We start from the raw sequence: 21,554 nt of genomic DNA, 5'->3' as shown, positions 1-21,554 counted from the left end.
ATGAAAAAAACAATCATATTAGCTATTTTTACTTTACAGGGAAATGGCGCTGAACGGTTTGCTTTAACCTTGGCAAAAGGTTTAATTGATGCGGGTCATGAAGCACACATTGTTTATTTTAAAAATATTATTGATTTACCGATTCCTGAGGGTGTAAAACTTCACTTTTTTGATTATCAAAAATATCGTGTAATTCCTAAATTTATGCGTGCCGGTTTTGCAGCAAAAGCATTTGATAATTTTATATTAAAAAATATTGGTACTCCTGATCTTGTCCTATCAAACTTATTTCCTGTTGATTTTGTATTATCAAAAAGTCAGTTGCCCAATGTACACTTAGTCATTCATAACACGACTAGTCTGGAATATGGTGAAAGATTAGAAGGGATGAGAAAAGAGTTGACTAAAATTTATTTAGCAAAACCGTGCGTGGCAGTTAGTAAAGGTGTCGAGACAGATTTTATTAAAGTATTTGGTTCTGAAAGTCGAATAACTACTATTTATAATCCGATTGATGTTGATCAAGTCATTTCAACCGCAAATGAATATGTGCCAGAAATTGAAGGGCCTTATATTGTAAATGTTGGGAAATTTAAGCGGCAAAAGCGACATGATATTTTAATTGAAGCTTATGCAAAAGCAAATGTTCAGGAAAAGTTGGTTTTAGTTGGAACTGGTGAATTATTAGAATCATCTAAAAAATTGGTTAAAAGCTTAGGGATAGAAGATAAGGTTATTTTTACAGGTTTTAAAAAGAATCCATATCCTTATATAAAACATGCAAAATTAATGGTGGTATCTTCTGATTTTGAAGGGTTAGGCTTGGTCATTCTAGAAGCTTTAGCTTTGGGTACACCAGTAATTAGTACTAATTGTCCATCTGGGCCTAGTGAAATTTTACCATCTATTAATTTAGTTCCTATTGAGGATACAGTTAAACTTTCGATTAAAATTAATTATGCATTGAGTGATTTGAAAAAATATTCAACTATCTTAGCTCCACATTTTTTTAAAAATTATGCAGTTAAGTTTTATTTGCAATTAACTAAAAATTAATAGTTATTAGATGTTTATGGTTTTTTATGATTAATATTAAATTATCAGTAATTATTCCTGTTTATCAGGTAGAAAATTATATTGAAAAATGTTTATATTCGTTATTTGAGCAAATGAATAAAAATGTTGAGTGTATTATAGTTAATGATGGAACCCCCGATCAGTCTATGGAGTTAGTGAAGAAAATAATAGAAAACTATGCTGGTCTTAATATTTGTGTAATTAATCAAGAAAATCAGGGGTTAAGTGCTGCTAGAAATAATGGATTAAAAAATGCGAAAGGGGATTATATAGCTTTTTTAGATTCAGATGATTGGATAGATAATTCTTATATTGAAAAAATTTTAAATATAATTGATAGCTCTAAGCCAGATATTATTCATTTCAATCCTATTATTGTAAGGGGGGGGAGCTATTCCCATGAATCTCTTTTTGATGAACTAGAAGGATGTCTGATTTTAGATAATAAAAATAAAGAATTTATCTTTAGAAAAAATAAATGGTTTTCTTGTTTTAGAGTTTTTAAAAAGAGTCTTTTTATAGATAAAATATTTCCATTAGGAGAGGTTTTTGAAGATATTTTAACTATACCATTTTTATATAAAAATGGTATTAAATTATATTTTATAAAAGATGGTTTATATTTCTACTATCAACGAGAATCTAGTATAACAAACTCTAAAAATCACTCTAAAAAAATAGATAGTTTAATGCATGGTATAAATATTTATAAGCAATATAAATGTGATTCGTTTAATGTTATAAAATTACATTTATTAATATTACTAATAGAATATTCTCTAAACTTTAATTATAAGAAATATCGAAATTTTTTAAACAAAAATAAAGTATTAATGCAGGAAGTTAGAGAGCTTCAAGGAGTCGAAAATATCCATTGGAAAAAAAAGTTAATGCTTAATCATCCTATTTTGTTCTTTTTTTATAAGAACTTTTTTCGGTTTAGATAATTAATGCTTCAAATTGTTTAGTCATGTGTTTGATATTTAGTCTATCTATTTCCTCTTTTGAAGGAGAATAGATATTTATTAGACTACTGTCAATCTTATCAGTTAAAGCTTTTATATCTCCACTTGGTACTAATCCATTTCTAAGATTTTTTGAATTTAGAAGATATTCGACGCCTGAACAACAATTAAATGCTATAACAGGAGTACCAAGAATAATAGATTCTGCAATTACAAGAGGACAACCTTCCATTTTAGAGGTGAGAAGCAAGTATTTGCTTTTTTTTATAAATTGAGATACATCTTTTTGCCAACCAAGAAAATCTATCCTATTTTCACCATTTAAATCTCTTGTTAACTTTTTTAAATCTTCTAATAAGGGGCCATCTCCAACTAAAGCCATTCTTCCTGTAGATTTACTATTGAGGAATGCTTTAATTGCGTAATCAGGTCGTTTTTCCTGACTTAATCGTCCTACGAATATAATATCCCAATATTTTTTATTTGTATTAATGTTAGTGTCTAATCTTGAGAAGTCAATTCCATTGTAAATTGTTCTTGATTTATTTAAAAATAATTTATTATTATAGGTGTTTTCCAAATCACTATTAACAAATATGATTTTCTTATCATAAAAGATATTATTCATATATTTTTTTTGTAGATAGAGTCTTCTTTTTTCTTTATATAGTCTAAAGATATTGGTTGCTTTGTATTCATTGAAATCTGCTATTTGACCATGAACCCACGCCCATACGTTTCCATCTAAATGGTTGAGTAATTGAAAAGCATAGTAATGTGTTAATATTATAAGATCAGCTTTTTCATTATTAATTGTATTTTTTATTGTTTCTATATCGACTTTCTTTAATATATTATTTCTATTTCTCCATAAAGAGCCTTTACAAAAAATATCAGGTACATCAATATTTAATATTTCTATTTTTGATGGAATATCCATCCTTATATTGTGTTTATCTAATAAAGCAATTTTTACTTTATAATTTTTTGATAGAGACTTAGCTAAATCTAAAGCTATTCTTTCAGCACCTCCCCCATGTAGATGATCAACTATAAATATGATTTTTTTCATATTAATTTTCCTTAGTTATAAATGTGTATGGATGAGTCGAGAAGCTTCCTAAACCTTTTATACCCCCACAAATACTGTTCTGGAGCGACATTAATCATGCGCTCCATTTCTTTATTTAAAGTATCGACAGAAAGCTGTAAATCCTTCGATAAAATATCATTTGATAATTCAGTCACGTAAATATCATAACCCGATAAATCTTCACGTCTTAAACAACTGAGTCCAACCACAGAGCATTGTGTTTTAGCCGCAAGTTTGGAAAGAAGCGTGGAAGATAGCGCATTTTGACCATAAAAATAAGAATAGATTCCACCACTTTCTTTAGGGACATGATCCGGTAAAATTGCAGAAAAACCACCTTGTTTTAAATGCTTAAATAAAGCACGTACACCAGAATCATCTGTAGGAACCAGTGTTGCATTCAGGCGTTGCCGGGCTTCAAGCATAAAGCGGTCAACATCCTGATTCTTGCTGGGCTTATACATAATCACAGGGGAGGTATGTTGATTTACCCAAACATTTAATAGCTCCCACGTACCAAAATGAGGCACCACAGCCAAGCAGCCCTGAGGATTTTGCAAAGCTTGGATAAATAGATCTGCACCTTGTATATCTCGAATTAAAGACAACGCGTATTCAGGAGATGAACCCCAAATTTTGACTGATTCTGCATAGGTCATGCACTGACTTTTGAGACTGCGTTTAGTCAAATCAGCTCGTTCAGATTCAGAAAGTTCAGGATAAGCAGAGGCCAGATTAATCTCGGTCACTCGGCGTGCAGAAGAATGGCTGAGATACAAAAGAGATCCAGCCAGTTGCCCAAGATTTTGAATGAATCTTAATGGAAGCTTGGAGAAATTTTTAAGTAGGGTGTACATGGTGTCCAGATGGTCAGATTATAGGTCTTTGTCCGGATTGCCTTTCAGCACCATATAAATCAAACCGACAAAAATCAGCAGGGCACCTAAAATACTGCTCAGGCAAAAATACACAATACGCTCATTGGTATCGAGGTTGAACAGGTTGTTGGCAAGGATATAGCGCATGAACAGCCATTGAACCACTGAAAATACAATAAGCATAATGCTGCGATTACGAACTGCAGGACGCATAGCCATTGCTAATTACCTTAGATTGAAAACTGTCGCTATTATGCCACTGTTCCAGATGCGACTCAATCTTACAAAAAAAGCCCCGCGCAAGGCAGGGCTTTTCACTTAAATCTTCAAGAATTATTCTGGAGATTCAGCTTTTGGTTTTTCACGTAAGCGAATACCAAGGTCACGCAGTTGGTTTGATTCAACTGGTGCCGGTGCTTGCGTCAATGGACATTCCGCAGTTTTGGTTTTCGGGAATGCGATCACGTCACGGATTGAAGATGCACCAGTCATCAACATTACCAGACGGTCAAGACCGAATGCCAAACCACCATGTGGAGGTGCGCCATAACGTAAAGCATTGAGCAAGAAGCTGAATTTCTCTTCCGCTTCTTCTTCATCAATGCCTAAAGCTTCAAAAATCGCTTTTTGCATTTCAAGGTTATGAATACGCAGCGAACCACCACCCACTTCAGTACCGTTCAATACCATATCGTAAGCAACAGAAAGTGCAGCACCCGGGTTGTTTTTCACGTCTTCAACGCTTGATTTCGGTAGCGTGAATGGGTGATGCACAGAGGTCCATTTGCCATCATCAGTTTCTTCGAACATCGGGAAGTCAACCACCCAAAGCGGCGCCCACTCGCAAGTTGCCAATTTCATGTCATGACCGACTTTGATACGTAAAGCACCCATCGCATCATTGACGATTTTGGCTTTATCCGCACCGAAGAATACGATGTCACCATTTTCAGCGCCCACACGTTTCAACAGATCCAGCACGATTGGCTCGATGAATTTCACGATTGGAGACTGAAGACCTTCGATACCTTTTTCAAGTTCGTTGACTTTGATATAAGCCAAGCCTTTCGCGCCATAAATGCCTACAAATTTGGTGTATTCATCAATCTGGCTACGTGGAAGTGAACCTGCACCCGGTACGCGAAGCGCAACGATACGGCCTTTAGGATCTTTGGCAGGGCCTGCGAATACTTTGAACTCAACGTCTTGCATCATGTCTGCAACGTCAACCAGTTTCAAAGGAATACGCATATCCGGTTTATCAGATGCATAGTCACGCATTGCATCGGCATAAGTCATACGTGGGAATTTGTCGAATTCAACATTTAAAAGTTCTTTGAACATTTTAACCGTCAAGGTTTCCATCAAATCCATAATGTCATCGTCACTCATGAACGATGTTTCAACGTCGATCTGGGTAAATTCTGGCTGACGATCCGCACGCAAGTCTTCGTCACGGAAACATTTTGCGATTTGGTAGTAACGATCGATACCGCCGACCATCAACAACTGTTTGAACAGCTGTGGAGATTGTGGCAGTGCGTAGAAGCTACCGTTTGATACACGGCTTGGTACCAAATAGTCACGCGCGCCTTCTGGGGTTGCACGGGTCAAGATCGGCGTTTCAACATCCAGGAAACCATTGTCTTCGAAGTAGTTACGAATCAGGTTGGTCAATTTAGAACGGAAACGTAGGCGATCTAACATCTCTGGACGACGGATGTCCAAGAAACGGTATTTCAAACGAATTTCTTCAGAAATATTGGTGTTTTCGTCATTCAAAGGGAATGGCGGAGTGTCTGACTGAGCAAGAACTTCAATTTCTTTACCCAAGACTTCGATCTGACCGCTCACCATATTGGCATTTTCTGTGCCTTCATAACGGCGACGTACACGGCCTGTAATTTTTAATACGAATTCTGAACGTACTTTGTCCGCAGTTGCGAATGCTTCAGGGGTATCCGGGTCAATAACCACTTGAACAAGACCGTCACGGTCACGCATATCAAGGAAAATCACACCACCGTGGTCACGGCGACGGTGAACCCAACCGCATAATGTTACAGTCTGGTCAATTTGAGTTTCGGTTAAAGAACCGCAGTAATGAGTTCGCATCATAGCGTTAGAAATCCAACTATATGGGTTAAGGTCAGCGAATACGTAAACAGCGTACCGCTTTGAGTAAAGGTAGGATTATGCCTCTTTGGGCATGTTGTCACAAGAACTTGGGTCAAAAACAATATCATTTTAAAGTGAATGAGATAAAAGCCAGCACTTTGCTTAGCCCATCCGGCGGTCGCGATCCAAAAATAAAAACAGCAAACAGCCCAGACTAAAGGTGATCAGAAAACCCTGGCTGAATTGATTGATGGAACGGCCGGTAAAATAGTACAGATCGGATTGCCAGACTTCTGTCGAGATATAACGTGCATAATCCCAGACTGAAAATAGGCCAGTGAATATCGAAAACAGCAATAATCCGCAGGCATAAGCTTTGATTTTCAGGTTCACTGCCAGATATTGCTGATGTTTTTTATAGTAATGCACGCTCATCCACAGCATAAACGGTAAGGCCAGAAAGGAAGTGCCGATTTGTAAAATTCGATGCAGCGGATAACTGTGTCCAAAAAGCTGAAATGGTCGTGCTAGAAAATCATGAAAAGCAAAAGTACGAAAGTCTACATGAGTCAAACCATCCCAGATTAAATGCGTGGCAGTACCGATGATCACCGCCAGACAAACTGCCAGAAAAAACTTGAATGCTGAAATGAGAGTGTGAATATTTAGATCATGCTGAATTCCGACAAAGCGGTAAATGGCTGGCCGATATAGAGCATACCAGATTGCACAAAAGCCCAATCCGATCCACAGGTCCGGATGAATCAGCGAGGACCATAAATGCGTAACATTCGAATTGCTGGAACTAAACAGACGATGTAAATCGGGCACCATACAGCCAATCGCCAATGCAGCAATCGGAAGCCGGTTTCCGCTTAAACGTGAAAGAGGTGGCGCAAGTACAGCATGAGACAGGGTAAAGGGCATAAAAGTTTTTTTAAAGATGAAAATAACCAGAAAACACATTTTAATAAAATATGCGAAGGATTATCGTAAAGGATTGCAAAAATAATGAAATGTTATATTATAACATTCATCCAAAATGGTGAATTTGAGCTTCAGTCATGTCCTTCCCTAAGAATCTAATAACACTTTCAATTTTTGCTGTAGCTGCCCCTACAGTTTTTGCAGAACAGACCTCATCTTCCATTCCCGTGCAGACCATGGACACCATTCAGGTGCAAGCTCATCCACTGGTGCAAACTGCAGCGGACTTTGCGGTAGCGGATCATGTTGTAGATCAGAAAGCCTTGTCTGAACGTGCAACCACCATTGGAGATGCATTGGCAGATGAACTGGGCGTATATTCTAACCAGTTTGGTACGGGGGCCAGCCGTCCGGTGATTCGTGGGCAAGATGGGCCACGTGTCAAAGTCTTGCAGCATGCTTCAGAGACAGCCGATGTTTCCACGTTATCTCCAGATCACGCCGTCACCGTCGATCCGATTTTGGCAAAACAGGTCGAAGTGATTCGTGGGCCATCGACGTTACTCTATGCAGCAGGAACAGTGGGTGGTCTGGTTAATGTCACCGATCAGAAAATTCCAACGCAAATGCCTGAAGATGGTCTGGAAGGTACAGTCGGTCTGCGCTATAACACCGGTAGTGATGAGAAACTGGCCAGTGCAGGAATTACGGCTGGAATTGGTGAAAAATTTGCTTTGCGTGTAGAAGGCTCAAAACGTAAGGCCAATGATTATATTGCACCAGATTATGTCGTTGAAGAGTCTCATGGAGATCACTCACATTTTCATAAACAGCGCCGTGTAGACAATACCTTTGCCGAAGGGCAAACGGTGAATATTGGCGGTTCATGGATCCATGACCGTGGTTTTGTCGGCTTATCTTATAGTAACCGCCAAGACCAATATGGTCTGCCAGGACACAGCCATGAATATCATGGCTGTGAAATTCATGGCGATCATTTTCACTGTCCAAAACCGGGCGAAGATGAGCATGATCATGAAGAAACAGCGGGGCCGTGGGTAGATTTAAACTCTGAGCGTTATGATGTTCGTACCGAGCTAGAACAACCTTTTGCCGGTTTTGACAAGTTGCGTGCGCATGCCAGCTTTACCGATTATGAACATGATGAACTGGAAGAAAATGCAGTCATCAGCAACTTTAAAAGTAAGGGTTATGATGCACGTTTAGAGCTGGTGCAGGTTCCTGTTGCAGGTTGGGAAGGTGTCATTGGCACCCAGCTTTCACAGCAGAAAATTAATTTATCGGCTCCAGAATCGCATAGTCATGCAGAACACGATCATGAAGGACATGAACACGATCATAGTGAGCATGCGGATCATAATCATGATGTGTTGATGGCAGATACCAAAACCCAAAAATACAGCCTTTTTGCTTTAGAACATAAGCAGTTCGGCGATGTTCATGTTGAACTTGGAGCACGTGTCGATCATCAAAAAGTAAAAGTGGATTCGGAGCAAAAAGATTATTCCGGTACGGGTGTTTCTGCCTCTGCCGCTGCGAATTGGGAGTTTGCACCGAATTACAAACTGTCTGTAGTGGGATCACATCAACAGCGTTTGCCTCTAGCGCAAGAGCTGTATGCTGATGGTCTGCATTTTGCGACCAATACCTATGAAGTGGGGAATCCTGATCTTGATAAAGAAAGGTCAAATAATCTTGAATTAGGTCTGCACTATGCAGGGGATAAACTGGATTACCATGTGCATGTCTATCACAACTGGTTTGATGATTATATTTATGGCGAAACGGTAGCGCAGAAAGGTAATTTGCGCGGCGTGCAATATACCCAAGACCAGGCCAGATTCTATGGCACTGAGGCTCAAGCCGGTTATCAGATCAATGATATGTACAAGCTGAGTGTCTTTGGCGATTATGTGCGTGGCAAAATTGAAGCTGAGAATGCACCACGTATTCCTGCCGGTCGCTTAGGCAGCAAAGTGGAAGCAGATTTTGCCGATGGTTGGTCAGGTTTGGCTGAATATTATCATGTCTTCAATCAGGACAAGATTGCCAGCTATGAAGAGGAAACCCAAGGCTACAACATGGTCAATGTGGGCTTAAGCTATACCAATACCCTTGCAGATAACAATGCTTATCGGGTGTATTTCAAGGCCAATAACCTGCTCGATGATCAGGTCTATTCCCATACTTCATTCCTGTCGAATATTCCGCAAGTCGGTCGTAACTTTAGCGTCGGTGTGCAGTATGATTTCTAAAGTAGTGATGAAATAACTGACCAAATCAAAGAGATGTCACTGAAATTGACTTGAAAAATCATCTGATAAAACCTAGCCTGAGCATATTGGGTTAGGTTTTTTCTTATGCGTATCTTTCAACGAATTCACAATAAACTGAACTGGTCAAATCGCCGTTATGCGGCATTGATTATCAGTCTACTGGCGGTCAGTTATCTGGCATCTGCTGTTTATCATACTTATAAGCCTTTACCAGAAGGTCTGAATTACACCGGCAAGCTGCGCCATGCCGAAGTCAAGTTTCTGGCCGATCGGACTTATCTGGATGCACAAGGAAAACAGCACTTAGATCATCGTATTTTTAATGAAATGCTGAAGATGATTGAAGAGGCCAAATCACTGATTGTGCTGGATCTGTTTTTATTTAATCAGCAAACCGGTGCCTCGACACAGGAACATCAGGCATTGAGTCAACAGTTGAGCGATGCCTTAATCAGTAAACGTCTGCTGCAACCGCAAGTTGAAATCAAGTTCATTACCGATCCGATCAATTCAGTCTATGGCGGAATTCAGTCCGAGCAGTATCGCAAGTTACGTCAGCATGGTATCGATGTAATTGAAACCAATCTGATCCCTTTGCGGGCGTCCAATCCGAGCTGGTCGGGGTTCTGGTATTTATGTTGCCAGGGCATTGGTAATAATCCGGAAAAAGGCTGGTTGCCGAATCCATTTGGCCCAGAAAAAATTACTCTGCGCAGTTATTTTGATTTATTTAACTTTAAAGCCAATCATCGTAAAACCTTGGTGGTAGACACCGATCAGGGCTGGAAAGCGCTGGTCACCTCCATGAATCCGCATGATGGGAGTTCGCGGCATTCCAATATCGGTTTATTGGTCTGGGGAACCACAGCCGTGGATATTCTGAGAACAGAACAATCGGTCGGCATCATGTCACAGGCCAATATGCCAGCCATTATCGCGGGCGATTTTCAGGCAGAAAATACCCAGCCACAAGTTCAGGTCCTGACGGAAAAAGCCATTTATGATGCGACTTTAAATCTGATTCAGACGGCGAAAAAAAATGAACAGATTGATCTGGCCATGTTTTATCTGTCCGAGCGTAAGATTATTAAAAGTCTGATTGCGGCGCATGAACGCAAGGTTAAGGTTCGGGTTTTACTCGATCCCAATAAAGATGCCTTTGGCCGTGAGAAAAACGGGATTCCAAACCGACAGGTGGCTTCGGAACTGCACAAGGCAGGCATTGATGTACGCTGGTGCAATACCCAGGGTGAGCAATGTCATAGCAAAATATTGATGAAGCGTAATGCTCAGCAGGCTGAAATGATTTTAGGCTCGGCCAATTTCACCGCACGCAATCTGAAAAACTATAATCTGGAAACCAATATGCGCGTGCTGGGTCAGCATCAGGCAGAAGTGTTTAAAGATGCCCAACAATATTTTGATGGTGCATGGTCAAATCTGAATGGCCGTGTGATGAGTGTGGACTATAGACAATATGAAGACAATTCATGGTCTAAATATTGGCTGTACCGCTTTATGGAATGGAGCGGCTGGTCGACGTTTTAGCATCTCTAATAATCTCCCTAAATCCCTCTTTTGAAAAGAGGGACTTTACCTCCCTTTTTTAAAGGGAGGGTAGGAGGGATTTTTTAAGGCTCCGGATTCGGTGGAACCAGTTCATCCAGTTCTTTATCGGACAATGCTTCAAGTTCAGCAAGATCCGTTTTAATTTTCCATTGCTCTTCATGGTCGACCGGATTGGGTAAACGCGCTTCTAGCCAGTCACAGACTACATCTGGCGGGAAATTGGCATGATTACATTGAATCACCCAAGACAAGAAATCTTTGGCGACACCATTCATATACGGTGGTGGCGATACTGGCAGGAACTGAGTCGGAAGACGTTCATTTTTAGAAATATAATTCAGGACATGACCTAGTTCCTGTACGGTCTGCCAAGCCAACGGATGATCTACATTGATCTGAAATTTAAACCACCATGCCTGTTTGCCATCTGAACCATAGCTATCAATCCGTTCTTTTTGAACACTCGGCACTTTAGAAAAATATTCATGTAAACGATCGAAATTTAAATCAGACACAGTATTCAACTCGAAACATTAAAAAAGTGATTTTAGCATAAAGCAGTCGCCTGCCGATGGGCCTGCTAGATTGAAAATACGCAGGCACATTACAAAAAATTGCAGGGTCAGTAAGCGTATTCATATTTTCTGCATTTATTTTGTTTAAAATATAAACGAGTGATTGAGAGGAAGCTCAAATGAAAATAGTGTTATTGAGTGCAATATTTGCTGCATTGCTATTGGGGGCTTCTGCACAGACGATGGCCGGAAACGCTTGGGGCGGATATACAGGGGTTGAACGTTCTAAGCCGAATTACCGCGCTGCACCATCACGCTCTTATGATCCACCACGGCACTCTTATCCGCAGCGTCCGATGCCACCTAGACCACATTACCCGCAACGACCGACCCATTGGGGTTATCCGCCTGCTCAAAGTCAAAGTGGTCTCAATATCCAGTATCAGGCACCGACCACGATTTATCAAAATTCCAATAGCTATAGCTGGGTGAATGGCGATCCGAATGTGGCTCGAATTGAAAGTTCAAGATATAGCGTTATCAGTGACTGGCAGCGTCTGGGCTTACCTGCACCACCGCGTGGCAGTTACTGGATTTATGAAAATGGACGTTATGTGCTGGTGCCGAATCGTTAAGTTAAAAATCCCCCTTTATTCAAGGGGGATTTTTTATATCAAGCCAACTCATCATCTTCCGGACGAGGCGTTTTGCCTTGTGGCACTGGTTTCTCGCTGTGTTTGTCACGAATTACCGATGGATAGGTCCATGACGCATAGCGCACCACTAAGATGGCAAATGCCATAATCAGGATCGAACCGGTAATAATCACCAGATCCATACTGGCTTTATGCGTGTGCTGAATGTCCGCAATGAGCAAGCGGGTCAGTGCGGTAATGGCAATATAAATCAGGAAGCGTACCGGCATATGATTGGTTTTAAAATAGATCCCCACCATGGCACCGAGTTCGAGATAGATGAACAGTAAAAGAATATCGTCAATGGTGGCGAACTGTTTCACGGTCAGAATATCGATGACGGTATGGCCAGCGGACCAGATCACCATACAGCCAATAATAAACAGGGCAATATAATGAAAACTTTCTACAGCAAGATTACCAAAACGGTCGAGGAGGGCTTCAAGTTTTTCAACTTTGGGATGGGGTTTCGGCATAAGATCTTCCTGATTTTTATTTGATATAAACGATACTTAGAGAATAACCTGCAAAAATTATGCACAGAATGATTGGATGAAAAATAAAGATTAAATTATTTGAACTTTTGCGCTTTTTTTAGACTAAATTGCTATATTGTATGGGTGGTACATTGAATAAATAGGAGAAAAAAGTGTTAGATAAAATTCAAACAAAAATTGACCAATTAGAAGCCGGAAAAAAATTAATCCTCGGCGTAGGTATTAAGGCTGAAGATATGCAAAAGGTGGTGGAACTCTGCGAGTCTTTAGAGTCAGAGGGGAATATCAAAATTGTGAATAAACATCTGAATCCGAAAAGCAATAATCAACCGGATTCTTTAATGATTCAGAAAGTTTAAGTTTCGAATTGTAATAAAAACGCCTGCATCAAGCAGGCGTTTTTGATTATGGCTGTTTCAGCTTAAGCTTGAGTCGTGAAGTAATCTTCAGAGAAGTTCATGATCAGGTCAGAACCTGATTTTACTTTGGTGATGCGTAGAGCCAGCTCAGGCAGAATGCGTTGCACAAAATAATTCGCCAAAGCCAGTTTGTTTTGATAGAACTCGCCCTCTTTATTTTTCGCAGCATTGGCAATACGCGCGAACATATACGAGAAGCTGAGCAGACCGACAGCGTGCAGATAGTCGACCGCGGTCGAGTTCGGGAAATCATGACTTTCTCTTGCTGCTTCCAGAATAAACTGAGTCACCGATTCGACTTCAGTCGCTGCATCCAAAGTGGCATCTTTAATGAAGTTTAGGTCTGCATCCAGACTGTTGGCAAAGTCGCGGATTTCAGAGATATATTCAGAGATATATTCACCGCCACATTTAATGGTTTTACGACCGATTAAATCTTGTGACTGTACGCCGTTGGTGCCTTCATAGATCTGGGAAATACGCAGGTCACGGATACATTGCTCCACACCCCATTCACGGATATAGCCATGACCACCAAACACCATTTGCGCATCTAATGTTGCCTGGAAGGCAGTATCGGTTAAATAGGCTTTTGCGATTGGCGTGAGTAGTGCCACGCGGTCATTGGCTTTTTTCACGGCTTCTGGATCGGTAGAGAACTTGGTAATGTCCAGTTGCTGACCGACATAAACTGCAAAGGCACGAGACGCTTCATTGTTGGCACGTACATTCAGCAGCATACGGCGTACATCACCATGCACCAGAATACTGTCCGCGGGTTTGTTTGGTGATTGAACGCCAGCCGCACTGCGACCCTGTAAACGGTCTGTGGCATATTGTGCAGCATTTTGATAAGCAAATTCAGAAGCACCTAAGCCCTGAATCCCCATGGACAGGCGTTCATAGTTCATCATCACGAACATCGCAGCCAGACCTTCGTTTTCTTTACCCACCAGATAGCCTTTGGCGCCGTCAAAATTCATGACACAGGTCGCAGAAGCTTTAATGCCCATTTTGTGTTCGATAGAACCTGGCCCTACAGGATTGCGTTCGCCAACAGAACCATCTTCATTGACCAGGAATTTCGGTACGATAAACAGGGAAATACCACGTGAACCCGCAGGTGCATCTGGGGTTTTGGCCAGAACCAGATGAATGATGTTTTCCGCCAGATCATGATCACCACCAGTGATGAAAATCTTGGTGCCGGTGATGCTATAGCTACCATCTTCATTGTGTTCAGCTTTGGTTTTGATAATCCCCAGATCTGTACCGGCATGTGGCTCGGTTAAGCACATGGTGCCTGACCATTCACCCGAATAAATTTTAGGTAAATAGGTTTCTTTTTGCGCTTGTGAAGCATAGCTGTTTAAGGCCATACCTGCACCGACAGACAGCAGCGGATACAGCATGAAAGACGGGTTGGTGGCAAACAGCATTTCATCAGAAAGTACCGTTAGCATTTTCGGCATTTCCTGGCCGCCCCATTCGGTATCTGCGCCCAACCCGATCCAGCCGCCTTCGGCATATTGTTTAAAGGCTTCTTTAAAGCCAGCAGGGGTAGTCACATTGCCATTTTCATATTTTGCGCCTTCTTCATCACCGCTACGGTTGAGTGGCAGGGTCACGTTTTGCGCAAATTTCGCCATTTCTTCCAGAATGGCTTCTGCTGTTGCAGCATCGAGGTGCGCTAAATTTTCATTGGCTTGCCAGAATTGTTCTGCATTAAAGACATCGTTGAGGATGAATTTCATATCGGCAAGTGGCGCGTTATAAATTGGCATGGTGTGTCACCTGTTTATTGTTTGATTAAATAAGTTTTAATCAGTCTAAAGGACTCAAAATCTGAATGTTAGACGACTAAAGGTTAATTCTGTAACTCGTTATAAAGAAAAAGGACTGTCTGTTCATTGACCGTCCTTTTTCTGTGATGCGATTAGTCTGATTCTAACTTAGAATGCGAAATGTTCTGCATCCAGGTTCATCAATGGCTCTACACCTGTTGCGATCACGTCAACATGTGAACGAACGCGTGGCAGGATTTTCTTGAAGTAGAAGCGTGCAGTGGTCACTTTGGCATTGTAGAAGTCAACTTCAGTGGTGCCAGCAGCCAGTTGCTCTTGAGCAACCAGTGCCATACGTGCCCATAGGTAAGCCAGGGTGACATAACCAGAGAAGTACAGGTAATCGACCGCAGCTGCACCGACTTCTTCAGGGTTTTGCATCGCACGCATACCAATTTGCATGGTCAGGTCGCCCCATTCCTTGTTCAAGGCAGCCAATGGCTCAACGAATTCTTTCATTGCAGCATTGTCTTTGTGCGCTTCAGCAAATTTGTGGATCATCTTGGTGAAGTCTTTCAACATCGCACCTTGAGTACCCAACACTTTACGACCTAACAAGTCCAGCGCCTGAATTTCAGTGGTACCTTCGTACAAACAGGCAATACGTGTATCACGTACGATTTGCTCCATGCCATGCTCAGAAATAAAGCCATGACCACCGAAGACCTGCACACCGTGTTTCGCAGCTTCAGAACCGGTTTCAGTCAGGAATGCTTTTGCGATTGGGGTAAGTAGAGACAAGATATTGTCTGCAAATTTACGATCGGCTTCTTCTACAGCATGTTCAACCACGTCCGCATATTGCGCCAACAGGTAAACCAGTGCGCGACCTGCTTCAGCATATGCTTTTTGGGTTAGCAGCATGTTACGTACAGCTGGATGCACAATGATTGGATCTGCTTCTTTTTCCGGGTTTTTAGGGCCAGACAGTGAACGCATCGCCAGACGGTCTTTGGCGTAGGCAAGTGCACCCTGGAAAGAACCTTCAGACGCTGCCAGACCTTGTACTGCCGTACCGATACGTGCGGTGTTCATGAAGGTGAACATGCAGTTCAGACCACGGTTTTCAGGGCCAATCAGGAAGCCTTTCGCGTTATCGAAGTTGATCACACAGGTTGCGTTACCGTGGATCCCCATTTTATGTTCGATTGAACCACAACGTACGCCATTGCGATCGGCAATAGAGCCATCGGCATTTAGGTTGAACTTCGGTACGATGAATAATGAAATACCTTTGGTACCTTTCGGTGCGCCCGGTAAACGTGCCAGTACGATATGGATGATGTTTTCAGCCATGTCGTGTTCACCCGCAGAGATGAAGATTTTCTCGCCAGAAATGGCGTAGCTACCATCTGCTTGTGGCTCGGCTTTGGTACGGATAATACCCAGGTCAGAACCTGCATGCGATTCGGTCAGGCACATGGTACCCGTCCACTCACCTGAAACCAGTTTAGGCAGGTAAGCATCTTTTTGTTCAGCTGAACCGTGGTGTTCTAAAGTACGAACTGCACCGTGAGACAGGCCAGGGTACATGCCCCATGCCCAGTTCGCAGTACCGACCATTTCAGAAATGGTAATCCCTAAAGAATTTGGTAAACCTTGACCGCCATACTGTTCTTCAGCAGAAAGTGAAGGGAAGCCAAGCTCGATGTATTTTTGATACGCTTCTTTAAAGCCTGTTGGTGTAGTCACCACGCCGTCATTCCAGGTACAACCTTCACGGTCGCCCGCCTGGTTAATCGGAGAGAGTTCATTTTCACAGAAATCAGCCGCAGCTTCTAAGTACTGATCTACCAGTTCACGGCTTACGTTTTCTTGGAATGCAGGGAGATTTGCATAGTGTTGTTCAGCATTTAATAATTCATGCAACACAAATTGCATATCACGTAAAGGCGCTTTGTATTGTGGCATATCGGTTTCCTCAATACTGGTTTAACCAGCGTTATAATCTTAGATGAACTAAAAACGTATCTTCACTGACACGGTTTGGAATGATTCTAATCCTGCAACATCTTCCCCTGCGGTACAAGCTTTTCAGGGGGATTTCTTGGTGACTGTAAAGTCAAAGATTAATATGCATGACGTATTAAACATATTGAGTATAAAGGCTTTAGTCATATTTTGTATGATACGAATAGTCAACTATCCAGGGTAAATAGCACGCAATAAAAAAGCACCCGAAGGTGCTTGTCGTGAATCATTGATTCCTATGCATTAATAGGCAGATGTTTTGGGCTGGAAACGAACATGACATTGACCATTCACTGTTTGTTCACCTGCTTTGATCTGTGCAGCAGTACCATCTTTCTTGCCTTGACAGGCTTGCAGCATCGCTTGTTGTTGTGCCTGACGCTGAGCCAGACGTTGATCAAACTGTTTGGTCAATTCTGCACGTTTTGCATCAGTTAATGCTTCACCGCGCATCATGCCGCCACGGACATCGGCACGCATTGGACGATGTTCACCTTTCATGCCGCGGTGTTCACCGCGCTGGCCTTGCATGTTTTTACGATCGGCTTTAAAAACGATAGTGCAGCTGCCATCAATGGTTTTATCACCGGCCTTGATTTGAACCGCTGAACCTACGGCTTTATTGTCACAGGCCTGTTGCAGCTGTTTGGCAAATTGCAGACGTTCCGCACGCTTTGCCTTAAACTGCTCGCGCTGTTCAGGCGAAAGATGATGCTGTTTTTTACCCTCATGATGATGTTTCATCATTTGGCGATGCTCATTGTTCGGTACATTGCTGGTAGATTGACAGGCAGTCAAAGCCCCTATAGAAAGAACACTGGCGCTGATTAAGGCTATTTTTGTCATGGCTTGCATTGTATTTATTCCCGTCAAGAACCTGATTTTATGTCAGGTAAAGATTAAACAATAAAGATGAAGAAACAATGAAGAGTTTTTTGATGCCATGTTCGCTACAATAATGAATATAGAAGAAAAATTGAGATTTCTGTTTTGAACATTCGCCGTATTCCGATTGCATTACGTCTATTTTTGACCGTACTGTTGACCACGCTGGTTATTACCACAGTGAGTCTGGGTGTACTGCATCTGAATATGCAGCGTAATTTCGCCCGCTATGTGGCTGATGTCGAAATGCAGAAACTGGATTATGTGATTAAAAATCTGGCGGATGTCTATGCGGTGTATCAGGACTGGGGCAATGCGATTCAGGCCCAGATTCTACAAATGGAAGGGGAAGCCGCCCCAGATGATTATGACCGTTTATCACGCTGGTGGCTGCGCCGTCAGTATGATATTGCCTTGCAGCAGCGCTATTTTCAGGAACAGACCCTGGTTCAAGTCGCACCCAGTATGGTCGATCCGGCTTTGCCACCGCGTCAGGTCAATGAAGAAGAGTTACGCCTCCTGGCTTCCAATCTACCCTCTCAGTTTCAGCCCTTTGAAGGCCTAAAATTTCCGCTGAGTTCTAATCAGAATCTGTTTAGAACTGACCGTAAGAATGGCGAACAAGCAGCACAGCAGCCGACCGGCAAGAAGCAGTTTATCCAGATGCCGGACCGTCTTGGTCTCAGTTCACGTCTTTCGCTGTATGATGCAAAACGGCGTTTTGTGGTCGGTGAGGCTTCAGATGAGCAGATTTCCTATCGCCCGATTATGGTGAATAATCAGATTGTCGGCTATTTGGGCTTAAAGCCGGTTCTGGATCAGGATGATGCCTTAAGTATTAATTTTTTTAGTAATCAAAAGCGTTATTTATTTTTGGTCTATGCGCTCAGTATTTTGGCCAGTCTGATTGCCTCCTTGTTATTGGCGACTTATTTCAAGAAACCAATTCAACGTTTGCTGAATGGTACGCGTGCTCTGACCCAAGGCAATTATCAGTATCAGGTCAAAGTCAACCGCAATGATGAATTGGGTGATTTATCCAATGAATTAAATGCCTTGGCTGTGATTCTGGATCAGCATGAAACCTCACGCCGTCAATGGGTGGCAGATACTTCACATGAATTGAAAACGCCATTGGCGGTATTGCAGGCACAGATTGAAGCAATGCAGGATGGGATTCGTAAACCCACCCCTGAACATTTTGCTTCCATGCTGGCGCAGGTCACCAGCCTGAAAAAACTGACACAGGATCTGGCCGCATTGGCACAGGCCGATGCGCAGCAATTGCAATTTTACTTCTCGACGGTGAATCCGTGGGAGGTGGTACAGCAGGAACTGATCAACTTCCAGCCCAACTTTGATCAGGCTGAACTGACGGTCACTGCAGATGGTGAAGGTGCTGAATTAGATCTGGATCTGGACCGTTTTAAACAGATTGTGGCCAACTTGCTCAGTAACAGTATTCGCTATACTGAAGCGGGTGGGGAGGTGCATATTCATACTACACAGGATGATAAAGAATGGACCCTGTATGTTGATGACAGTCCGTTTGGCCTAACTGATGAACAACTGGCGCGTATTGGTGAGCGTTTCTACCGTGTCGATGATTCGCGTACCCGGGCAACTGGCGGAACCGGACTGGGTTTGGCATTATCATGTAAAATTACGCAGGCGCTGGGCGGCAGCTTAAGCTTTGCACATTCACCACTGGGTGGTTTACGATGCAAGCTGAGCTTTCCTAAACAAATGAAACCATGAAGGGAATAGATTGATGAAACATGTCATGCTGGTTGAAGATGAAATCGAACTTGCACAGTTGGTGCGAGACTATCTGGAAGCTGCTGGTTTTGAGGTCAGTATGTTTCATGATGGGCAGGAAGCATATAACAGTTTTACCCAGCGTAAACCGAGTCTGATGATTTTGGATTTGATGGTGCCGCGTATGGATGGTCTGACCATTTGCCGTAAAGTACGTGAACAGTCGGATTTACCGATTATTATGGTGACCGCGCGTACTGAAGAAATTGACCGGGTATTGGGTCTGAATATGGGTGCAGATGATTATCTCTGTAAACCATTTAGTCCGAAAGAACTAGTTGCGCGTGTACAGGCTGTGTTACGTCGTCTGGATCGTAAATCAGAACCGGAAAGCAATGATTTATTCCGTATGGACAAATCCCAGCAGCGTATCTGGTACCAGCAAAAAGCTTTGAACCTAACGCCGACCGAATTCCGTTTGCTGGAGTTATTCTTGGAACATGTCGGACAGGTATATTCACGTGCACAATTGCTGGATCATATTAATCCGGACAGTTTTGATGTGGCAGACCGTGTGATTGACAGTCATATCAAGAATTTGCGCCGTAAGATTTCAGATGCGGCTGAAACTGGCAATCGTCATGAATGGATTCAGGCAGTGTACGGTGTCGGTTACCGTTTTGAATATCCTGAAGATTGATTTGGGATTGAGATAAAAAAGCGAATCAGGTATGGTTCGCTTTTTTTCGGGACTAGACACTAGTATCTAGATTAGACAGAGAACACTGCACTTTTCAAAAGCGCAATCCTCAGTATCTCAGTTGTCTTTAACTTTACTATTGCCAACTCATAAAAGTTTATCACTAAATAAATGTTCACTTACATAAATAGATATCAAGTAGGCGGTGGGATTGCCTTAAGAAAAAATGTTTTTAAAGCAAAAACGTTGAATATCCTTAATTTTGCTGAATGTTTTACCTTTTACTGACTTGAATATGTCCGGGTTTTTTAATAATTCTTCTGCCTGAGTGTAGCTCAGTTGATTTTTACGTAATTGATCAATTGTAGTGCTCTGTCTCACCTCAAACATAGATTCAGTCCAGCTTCCATATTCTGGGAGGTAAAAAAGTCGATCTCCATATGTCCAAAAACTCCCTTTGATTGGAATCCCTTTATATAAGGGAGACTGAATGAACAGATCTTCCTCTTTTTTCCATTGAGAGAAGGGCATATTGTTTAGCATTCTAATTTCTGAAGTTGTTGAGCATAATTCAGAAAAAAACATGAATAAAGTGCTTGAGAAGGTTTGATATTTTCTAAAAAAATAAATGTGCTTACCATTACTGAATACACTTGGGGATAATCTGTGAAGTTCTGAGATAAAGGGATTTTTGTTGAGGACTTCGAGTTGAAGCTTTTGAGTATTAAAAAAAGCGATTTGATCCTCAGAAGTAAAAATTGGGAAAAAGGTATGATTGTCATCTTTTTTAATTATCTTTAGATTTGGATAATCAATTTTATGTGATTGATAAAAATAGCGATCGCTTAGTGGGTCATATAAGTAAATTTCGAAGTCAAATGGAATGGATTTTAAAGCGTCATTGTAATTTAAATCTAAAATTTCATGTTTATAAAAAACATTTTTTTGATCTGTGATATAGCTGTTTTCTTGCCAGATTTTTTCATGGGGTTGAAAGGAGGTTAAATATCTTAAGTGATATGGATCTGTTGATTTTAATTGTTGTCCTTCAACATAAGTCGATTCACCATTCGTCATGATATTTTTAATTATTAGCTTATAGTTTTGCTTACCATTTTTTAACTGATATAGAGGGTAGTGGTATCCTGATTTTGTAATTTTTCTCCCCAATAACATCGCATCTATTTTTTCAGATAAAGTAGGATCGATCGAATCTGAACTTGAACCGTACCGGGTTTGTCGGAGACCAAACTTTCTGAGAGAATGTCCCGATGAAAAAAGTAAAATATACCCCTGAAATCAGAGATAGAGCGGTTCAATTATTGATTGAATCCGAAAAAGATTAT

At 41.5% G+C, this 21,554-nt stretch carries 19 protein-coding genes; 8 read left to right on the top strand and 11 right to left on the bottom strand.

The features are described 5' to 3' along the window. Together FTU44_RS13990 and FTU44_RS13985 are read left to right on the top strand one after the other, a co-directional pair. Window positions 1–1,056 (top strand): glycosyltransferase, encoded by a 1,056-nt coding sequence (locus tag FTU44_RS13990; protein WP_180051179.1) that lies wholly within the window; start codon window positions 1–3, stop codon window positions 1,054–1,056. A 26-nt stretch (window positions 1,057–1,082) separates the two neighbouring features. Continuing rightward, window positions 1,083–2,024 carry a glycosyltransferase family 2 protein gene (locus tag FTU44_RS13985; protein ID WP_005095722.1) on the top strand — a complete coding sequence of 314 codons (942 nt, stop codon included), beginning with the start codon at window positions 1,083–1,085 and terminating at the stop codon, window positions 2,022–2,024. On the opposite strand, the gene FTU44_RS13980 is transcribed toward FTU44_RS13985, so the two are convergent. The 5 genes from FTU44_RS13980 to FTU44_RS13960 all read right to left on the bottom strand — a co-directional run bounded on the left by FTU44_RS13980 (window position 2,017) and on the right by FTU44_RS13960 (window position 7,058). After that, window positions 2,017–3,114 carry a glycosyltransferase gene (locus tag FTU44_RS13980; RefSeq protein WP_005095725.1) on the bottom strand — a complete coding sequence of 366 codons (1,098 nt, stop codon included), beginning with the start codon at window positions 3,112–3,114 and terminating at the stop codon, window positions 2,017–2,019. The genes FTU44_RS13985 and FTU44_RS13980 overlap by 8 nt on opposite strands. 11 nt (window positions 3,115–3,125) lie before the next feature. Beyond that, window positions 3,126–3,992 carry a lysophospholipid acyltransferase family protein gene (locus tag FTU44_RS13975; protein ID WP_180051176.1) on the bottom strand — a complete coding sequence of 289 codons (867 nt, stop codon included), beginning with the start codon at window positions 3,990–3,992 and terminating at the stop codon, window positions 3,126–3,128. A gap of 18 nt (window positions 3,993–4,010) precedes the next feature. Continuing rightward, window positions 4,011–4,232: a hypothetical protein gene (locus FTU44_RS13970; RefSeq protein ID WP_004733007.1), complete on the bottom strand. Its 222-nt coding sequence runs from the start codon at window positions 4,230–4,232 to the stop codon at window positions 4,011–4,013. 114 nt (window positions 4,233–4,346) lie between these two features. Beyond that, window positions 4,347–6,131 (bottom strand): aspartate--tRNA ligase, encoded by a 1,785-nt coding sequence (aspS, locus tag FTU44_RS13965; protein ID WP_180051173.1) that lies wholly within the window; start codon window positions 6,129–6,131, stop codon window positions 4,347–4,349. Between the two features lie 162 nt (window positions 6,132–6,293). Further along, on the bottom strand, window positions 6,294–7,058 hold the full coding sequence (locus tag FTU44_RS13960) for a DUF4184 family protein (RefSeq protein ID WP_034609136.1): 765 nt from the start codon (window positions 7,056–7,058) through the stop codon (window positions 6,294–6,296). A gap of 137 nt (window positions 7,059–7,195) precedes the next feature. Between FTU44_RS13960 and znuD the strand changes: the two genes are divergently transcribed. Continuing rightward, window positions 7,196–9,334: a zinc piracy TonB-dependent receptor ZnuD gene (gene znuD, locus FTU44_RS13955; RefSeq protein ID WP_180051170.1), complete on the top strand. Its 2,139-nt coding sequence runs from the start codon at window positions 7,196–7,198 to the stop codon at window positions 9,332–9,334. A 105-nt stretch (window positions 9,335–9,439) separates the two neighbouring features. Next, a complete protein-coding gene (locus FTU44_RS13950; RefSeq protein WP_180051167.1) occupies window positions 9,440–10,903 on the top strand; it encodes a phospholipase D-like domain-containing protein in 1,464 nt (487 codons plus the stop codon). Between the two features lie 83 nt (window positions 10,904–10,986). Here FTU44_RS13950 and FTU44_RS13945 read toward each other — a convergent pair whose 3' ends face one another. Beyond that, the gene (locus FTU44_RS13945) at window positions 10,987–11,439 is read right to left on the bottom strand and encodes a hypothetical protein (RefSeq protein ID WP_005095738.1); all 453 of its coding nucleotides are present in this window, start codon (window positions 11,437–11,439) and stop codon (window positions 10,987–10,989) included. A gap of 179 nt (window positions 11,440–11,618) precedes the next feature. Here FTU44_RS13945 and FTU44_RS13940 point away from each other — a divergent pair, with 179 nt between their 5' ends. Continuing rightward, window positions 11,619–12,074, top strand: coding sequence for an RcnB family protein (locus FTU44_RS13940; protein ID WP_005095740.1), 456 nt, complete (start codon window positions 11,619–11,621; stop codon window positions 12,072–12,074). A gap of 38 nt (window positions 12,075–12,112) precedes the next feature. On the opposite strand, the gene FTU44_RS13935 is transcribed toward FTU44_RS13940, so the two are convergent. Beyond that, a complete protein-coding gene (locus FTU44_RS13935; protein ID WP_005095743.1) occupies window positions 12,113–12,610 on the bottom strand; it encodes a phosphate-starvation-inducible protein PsiE in 498 nt (165 codons plus the stop codon). A gap of 173 nt (window positions 12,611–12,783) precedes the next feature. Here FTU44_RS13935 and FTU44_RS13930 point away from each other — a divergent pair, with 173 nt between their 5' ends. Next, on the top strand, window positions 12,784–12,990 hold the full coding sequence (locus tag FTU44_RS13930) for a hypothetical protein (protein WP_005095746.1): 207 nt from the start codon (window positions 12,784–12,786) through the stop codon (window positions 12,988–12,990). 62 nt (window positions 12,991–13,052) lie between these two features. On the opposite strand, the gene FTU44_RS13925 is transcribed toward FTU44_RS13930, so the two are convergent. The 3 genes from FTU44_RS13925 to FTU44_RS13915 form a co-directional block, all read right to left on the bottom strand. Then, window positions 13,053–14,834, bottom strand: a complete 1,782-nt coding sequence (locus FTU44_RS13925; protein WP_005095749.1) for an acyl-CoA dehydrogenase C-terminal domain-containing protein — start codon at window positions 14,832–14,834, stop codon at window positions 13,053–13,055. A 168-nt stretch (window positions 14,835–15,002) separates the two neighbouring features. Next, complete coding sequence (locus FTU44_RS13920) at window positions 15,003–16,805, bottom strand: acyl-CoA dehydrogenase C-terminal domain-containing protein (RefSeq protein ID WP_005095752.1); 1,803 nt, start codon at window positions 16,803–16,805, stop codon at window positions 15,003–15,005. A 303-nt stretch (window positions 16,806–17,108) separates the two neighbouring features. Continuing rightward, window positions 17,109–17,720 carry a hypothetical protein gene (locus FTU44_RS13915; RefSeq protein WP_005172593.1) on the bottom strand — a complete coding sequence of 204 codons (612 nt, stop codon included), beginning with the start codon at window positions 17,718–17,720 and terminating at the stop codon, window positions 17,109–17,111. Between the two features lie 135 nt (window positions 17,721–17,855). Here FTU44_RS13915 and baeS point away from each other — a divergent pair, with 135 nt between their 5' ends. Continuing rightward, the gene (gene baeS, locus FTU44_RS13910) at window positions 17,856–19,508 is read left to right on the top strand and encodes a sensor histidine kinase efflux regulator BaeS (RefSeq protein WP_180051164.1); all 1,653 of its coding nucleotides are present in this window, start codon (window positions 17,856–17,858) and stop codon (window positions 19,506–19,508) included. A 13-nt stretch (window positions 19,509–19,521) separates the two neighbouring features. Further along, window positions 19,522–20,208 (top strand): response regulator, encoded by a 687-nt coding sequence (locus FTU44_RS13905; RefSeq protein ID WP_004278304.1) that lies wholly within the window; start codon window positions 19,522–19,524, stop codon window positions 20,206–20,208. 216 nt (window positions 20,209–20,424) lie between these two features. On the opposite strand, the gene FTU44_RS13900 is transcribed toward FTU44_RS13905, so the two are convergent. Beyond that, the gene (locus tag FTU44_RS13900) at window positions 20,425–21,285 is read right to left on the bottom strand and encodes a hypothetical protein (protein ID WP_180051161.1); all 861 of its coding nucleotides are present in this window, start codon (window positions 21,283–21,285) and stop codon (window positions 20,425–20,427) included. Window positions 21,286–21,554: the final 269 nt, after the last annotated feature.

It is taken from the genome of Acinetobacter sp. YH12105 (assembly GCF_013419095.1).
Classification (GTDB): Bacteria; Pseudomonadota; Gammaproteobacteria; order Pseudomonadales; family Moraxellaceae; genus Acinetobacter; species Acinetobacter pseudolwoffii.
Note: the sequence above shows the minus strand (reverse complement) of the source record. Positions and strands in the feature narration are given on the sequence as shown.

What these genes read in the sequence shown, in the direction of transcription:
- FTU44_RS13925 (WP_005095749.1), bottom strand. Translation starts at nt 14,834, where the DNA reads ATGCCAATTTATAACGCGCCACTTGCCGATATGAAATTCATCCTCAAC.
- FTU44_RS13985 (WP_005095722.1), top strand. Translation starts at nt 1,083, where the DNA reads ATGATTAATATTAAATTATCAGTAATTATTCCTGTTTATCAGGTAGAA.
- znuD (WP_180051170.1), top strand. Translation starts at nt 7,196, where the DNA reads ATGTCCTTCCCTAAGAATCTAATAACACTTTCAATTTTTGCTGTAGCT.
- FTU44_RS13915 (WP_005172593.1), bottom strand. Translation starts at nt 17,720, where the DNA reads ATGCAAGCCATGACAAAAATAGCCTTAATCAGCGCCAGTGTTCTTTCT.
- FTU44_RS13975 (WP_180051176.1), bottom strand. Translation starts at nt 3,992, where the DNA reads ATGTACACCCTACTTAAAAATTTCTCCAAGCTTCCATTAAGATTCATT.
- FTU44_RS13970 (WP_004733007.1), bottom strand. Translation starts at nt 4,232, where the DNA reads ATGGCTATGCGTCCTGCAGTTCGTAATCGCAGCATTATGCTTATTGTA.
- FTU44_RS13900 (WP_180051161.1), bottom strand. Translation starts at nt 21,285, where the DNA reads ATGACGAATGGTGAATCGACTTATGTTGAAGGACAACAATTAAAATCA.
- FTU44_RS13980 (WP_005095725.1), bottom strand. Translation starts at nt 3,114, where the DNA reads ATGAAAAAAATCATATTTATAGTTGATCATCTACATGGGGGAGGTGCT.
- FTU44_RS13920 (WP_005095752.1), bottom strand. Translation starts at nt 16,805, where the DNA reads ATGCCACAATACAAAGCGCCTTTACGTGATATGCAATTTGTGTTGCAT.
- FTU44_RS13940 (WP_005095740.1), top strand. Translation starts at nt 11,619, where the DNA reads ATGAAAATAGTGTTATTGAGTGCAATATTTGCTGCATTGCTATTGGGG.
- aspS (WP_180051173.1), bottom strand. Translation starts at nt 6,131, where the DNA reads ATGATGCGAACTCATTACTGCGGTTCTTTAACCGAAACTCAAATTGAC.
- FTU44_RS13905 (WP_004278304.1), top strand. Translation starts at nt 19,522, where the DNA reads ATGAAACATGTCATGCTGGTTGAAGATGAAATCGAACTTGCACAGTTG.
- FTU44_RS13950 (WP_180051167.1), top strand. Translation starts at nt 9,440, where the DNA reads ATGCGTATCTTTCAACGAATTCACAATAAACTGAACTGGTCAAATCGC.
- FTU44_RS13935 (WP_005095743.1), bottom strand. Translation starts at nt 12,610, where the DNA reads ATGCCGAAACCCCATCCCAAAGTTGAAAAACTTGAAGCCCTCCTCGAC.
- FTU44_RS13960 (WP_034609136.1), bottom strand. Translation starts at nt 7,058, where the DNA reads ATGCCCTTTACCCTGTCTCATGCTGTACTTGCGCCACCTCTTTCACGT.
- FTU44_RS13990 (WP_180051179.1), top strand. Translation starts at nt 1, where the DNA reads ATGAAAAAAACAATCATATTAGCTATTTTTACTTTACAGGGAAATGGC.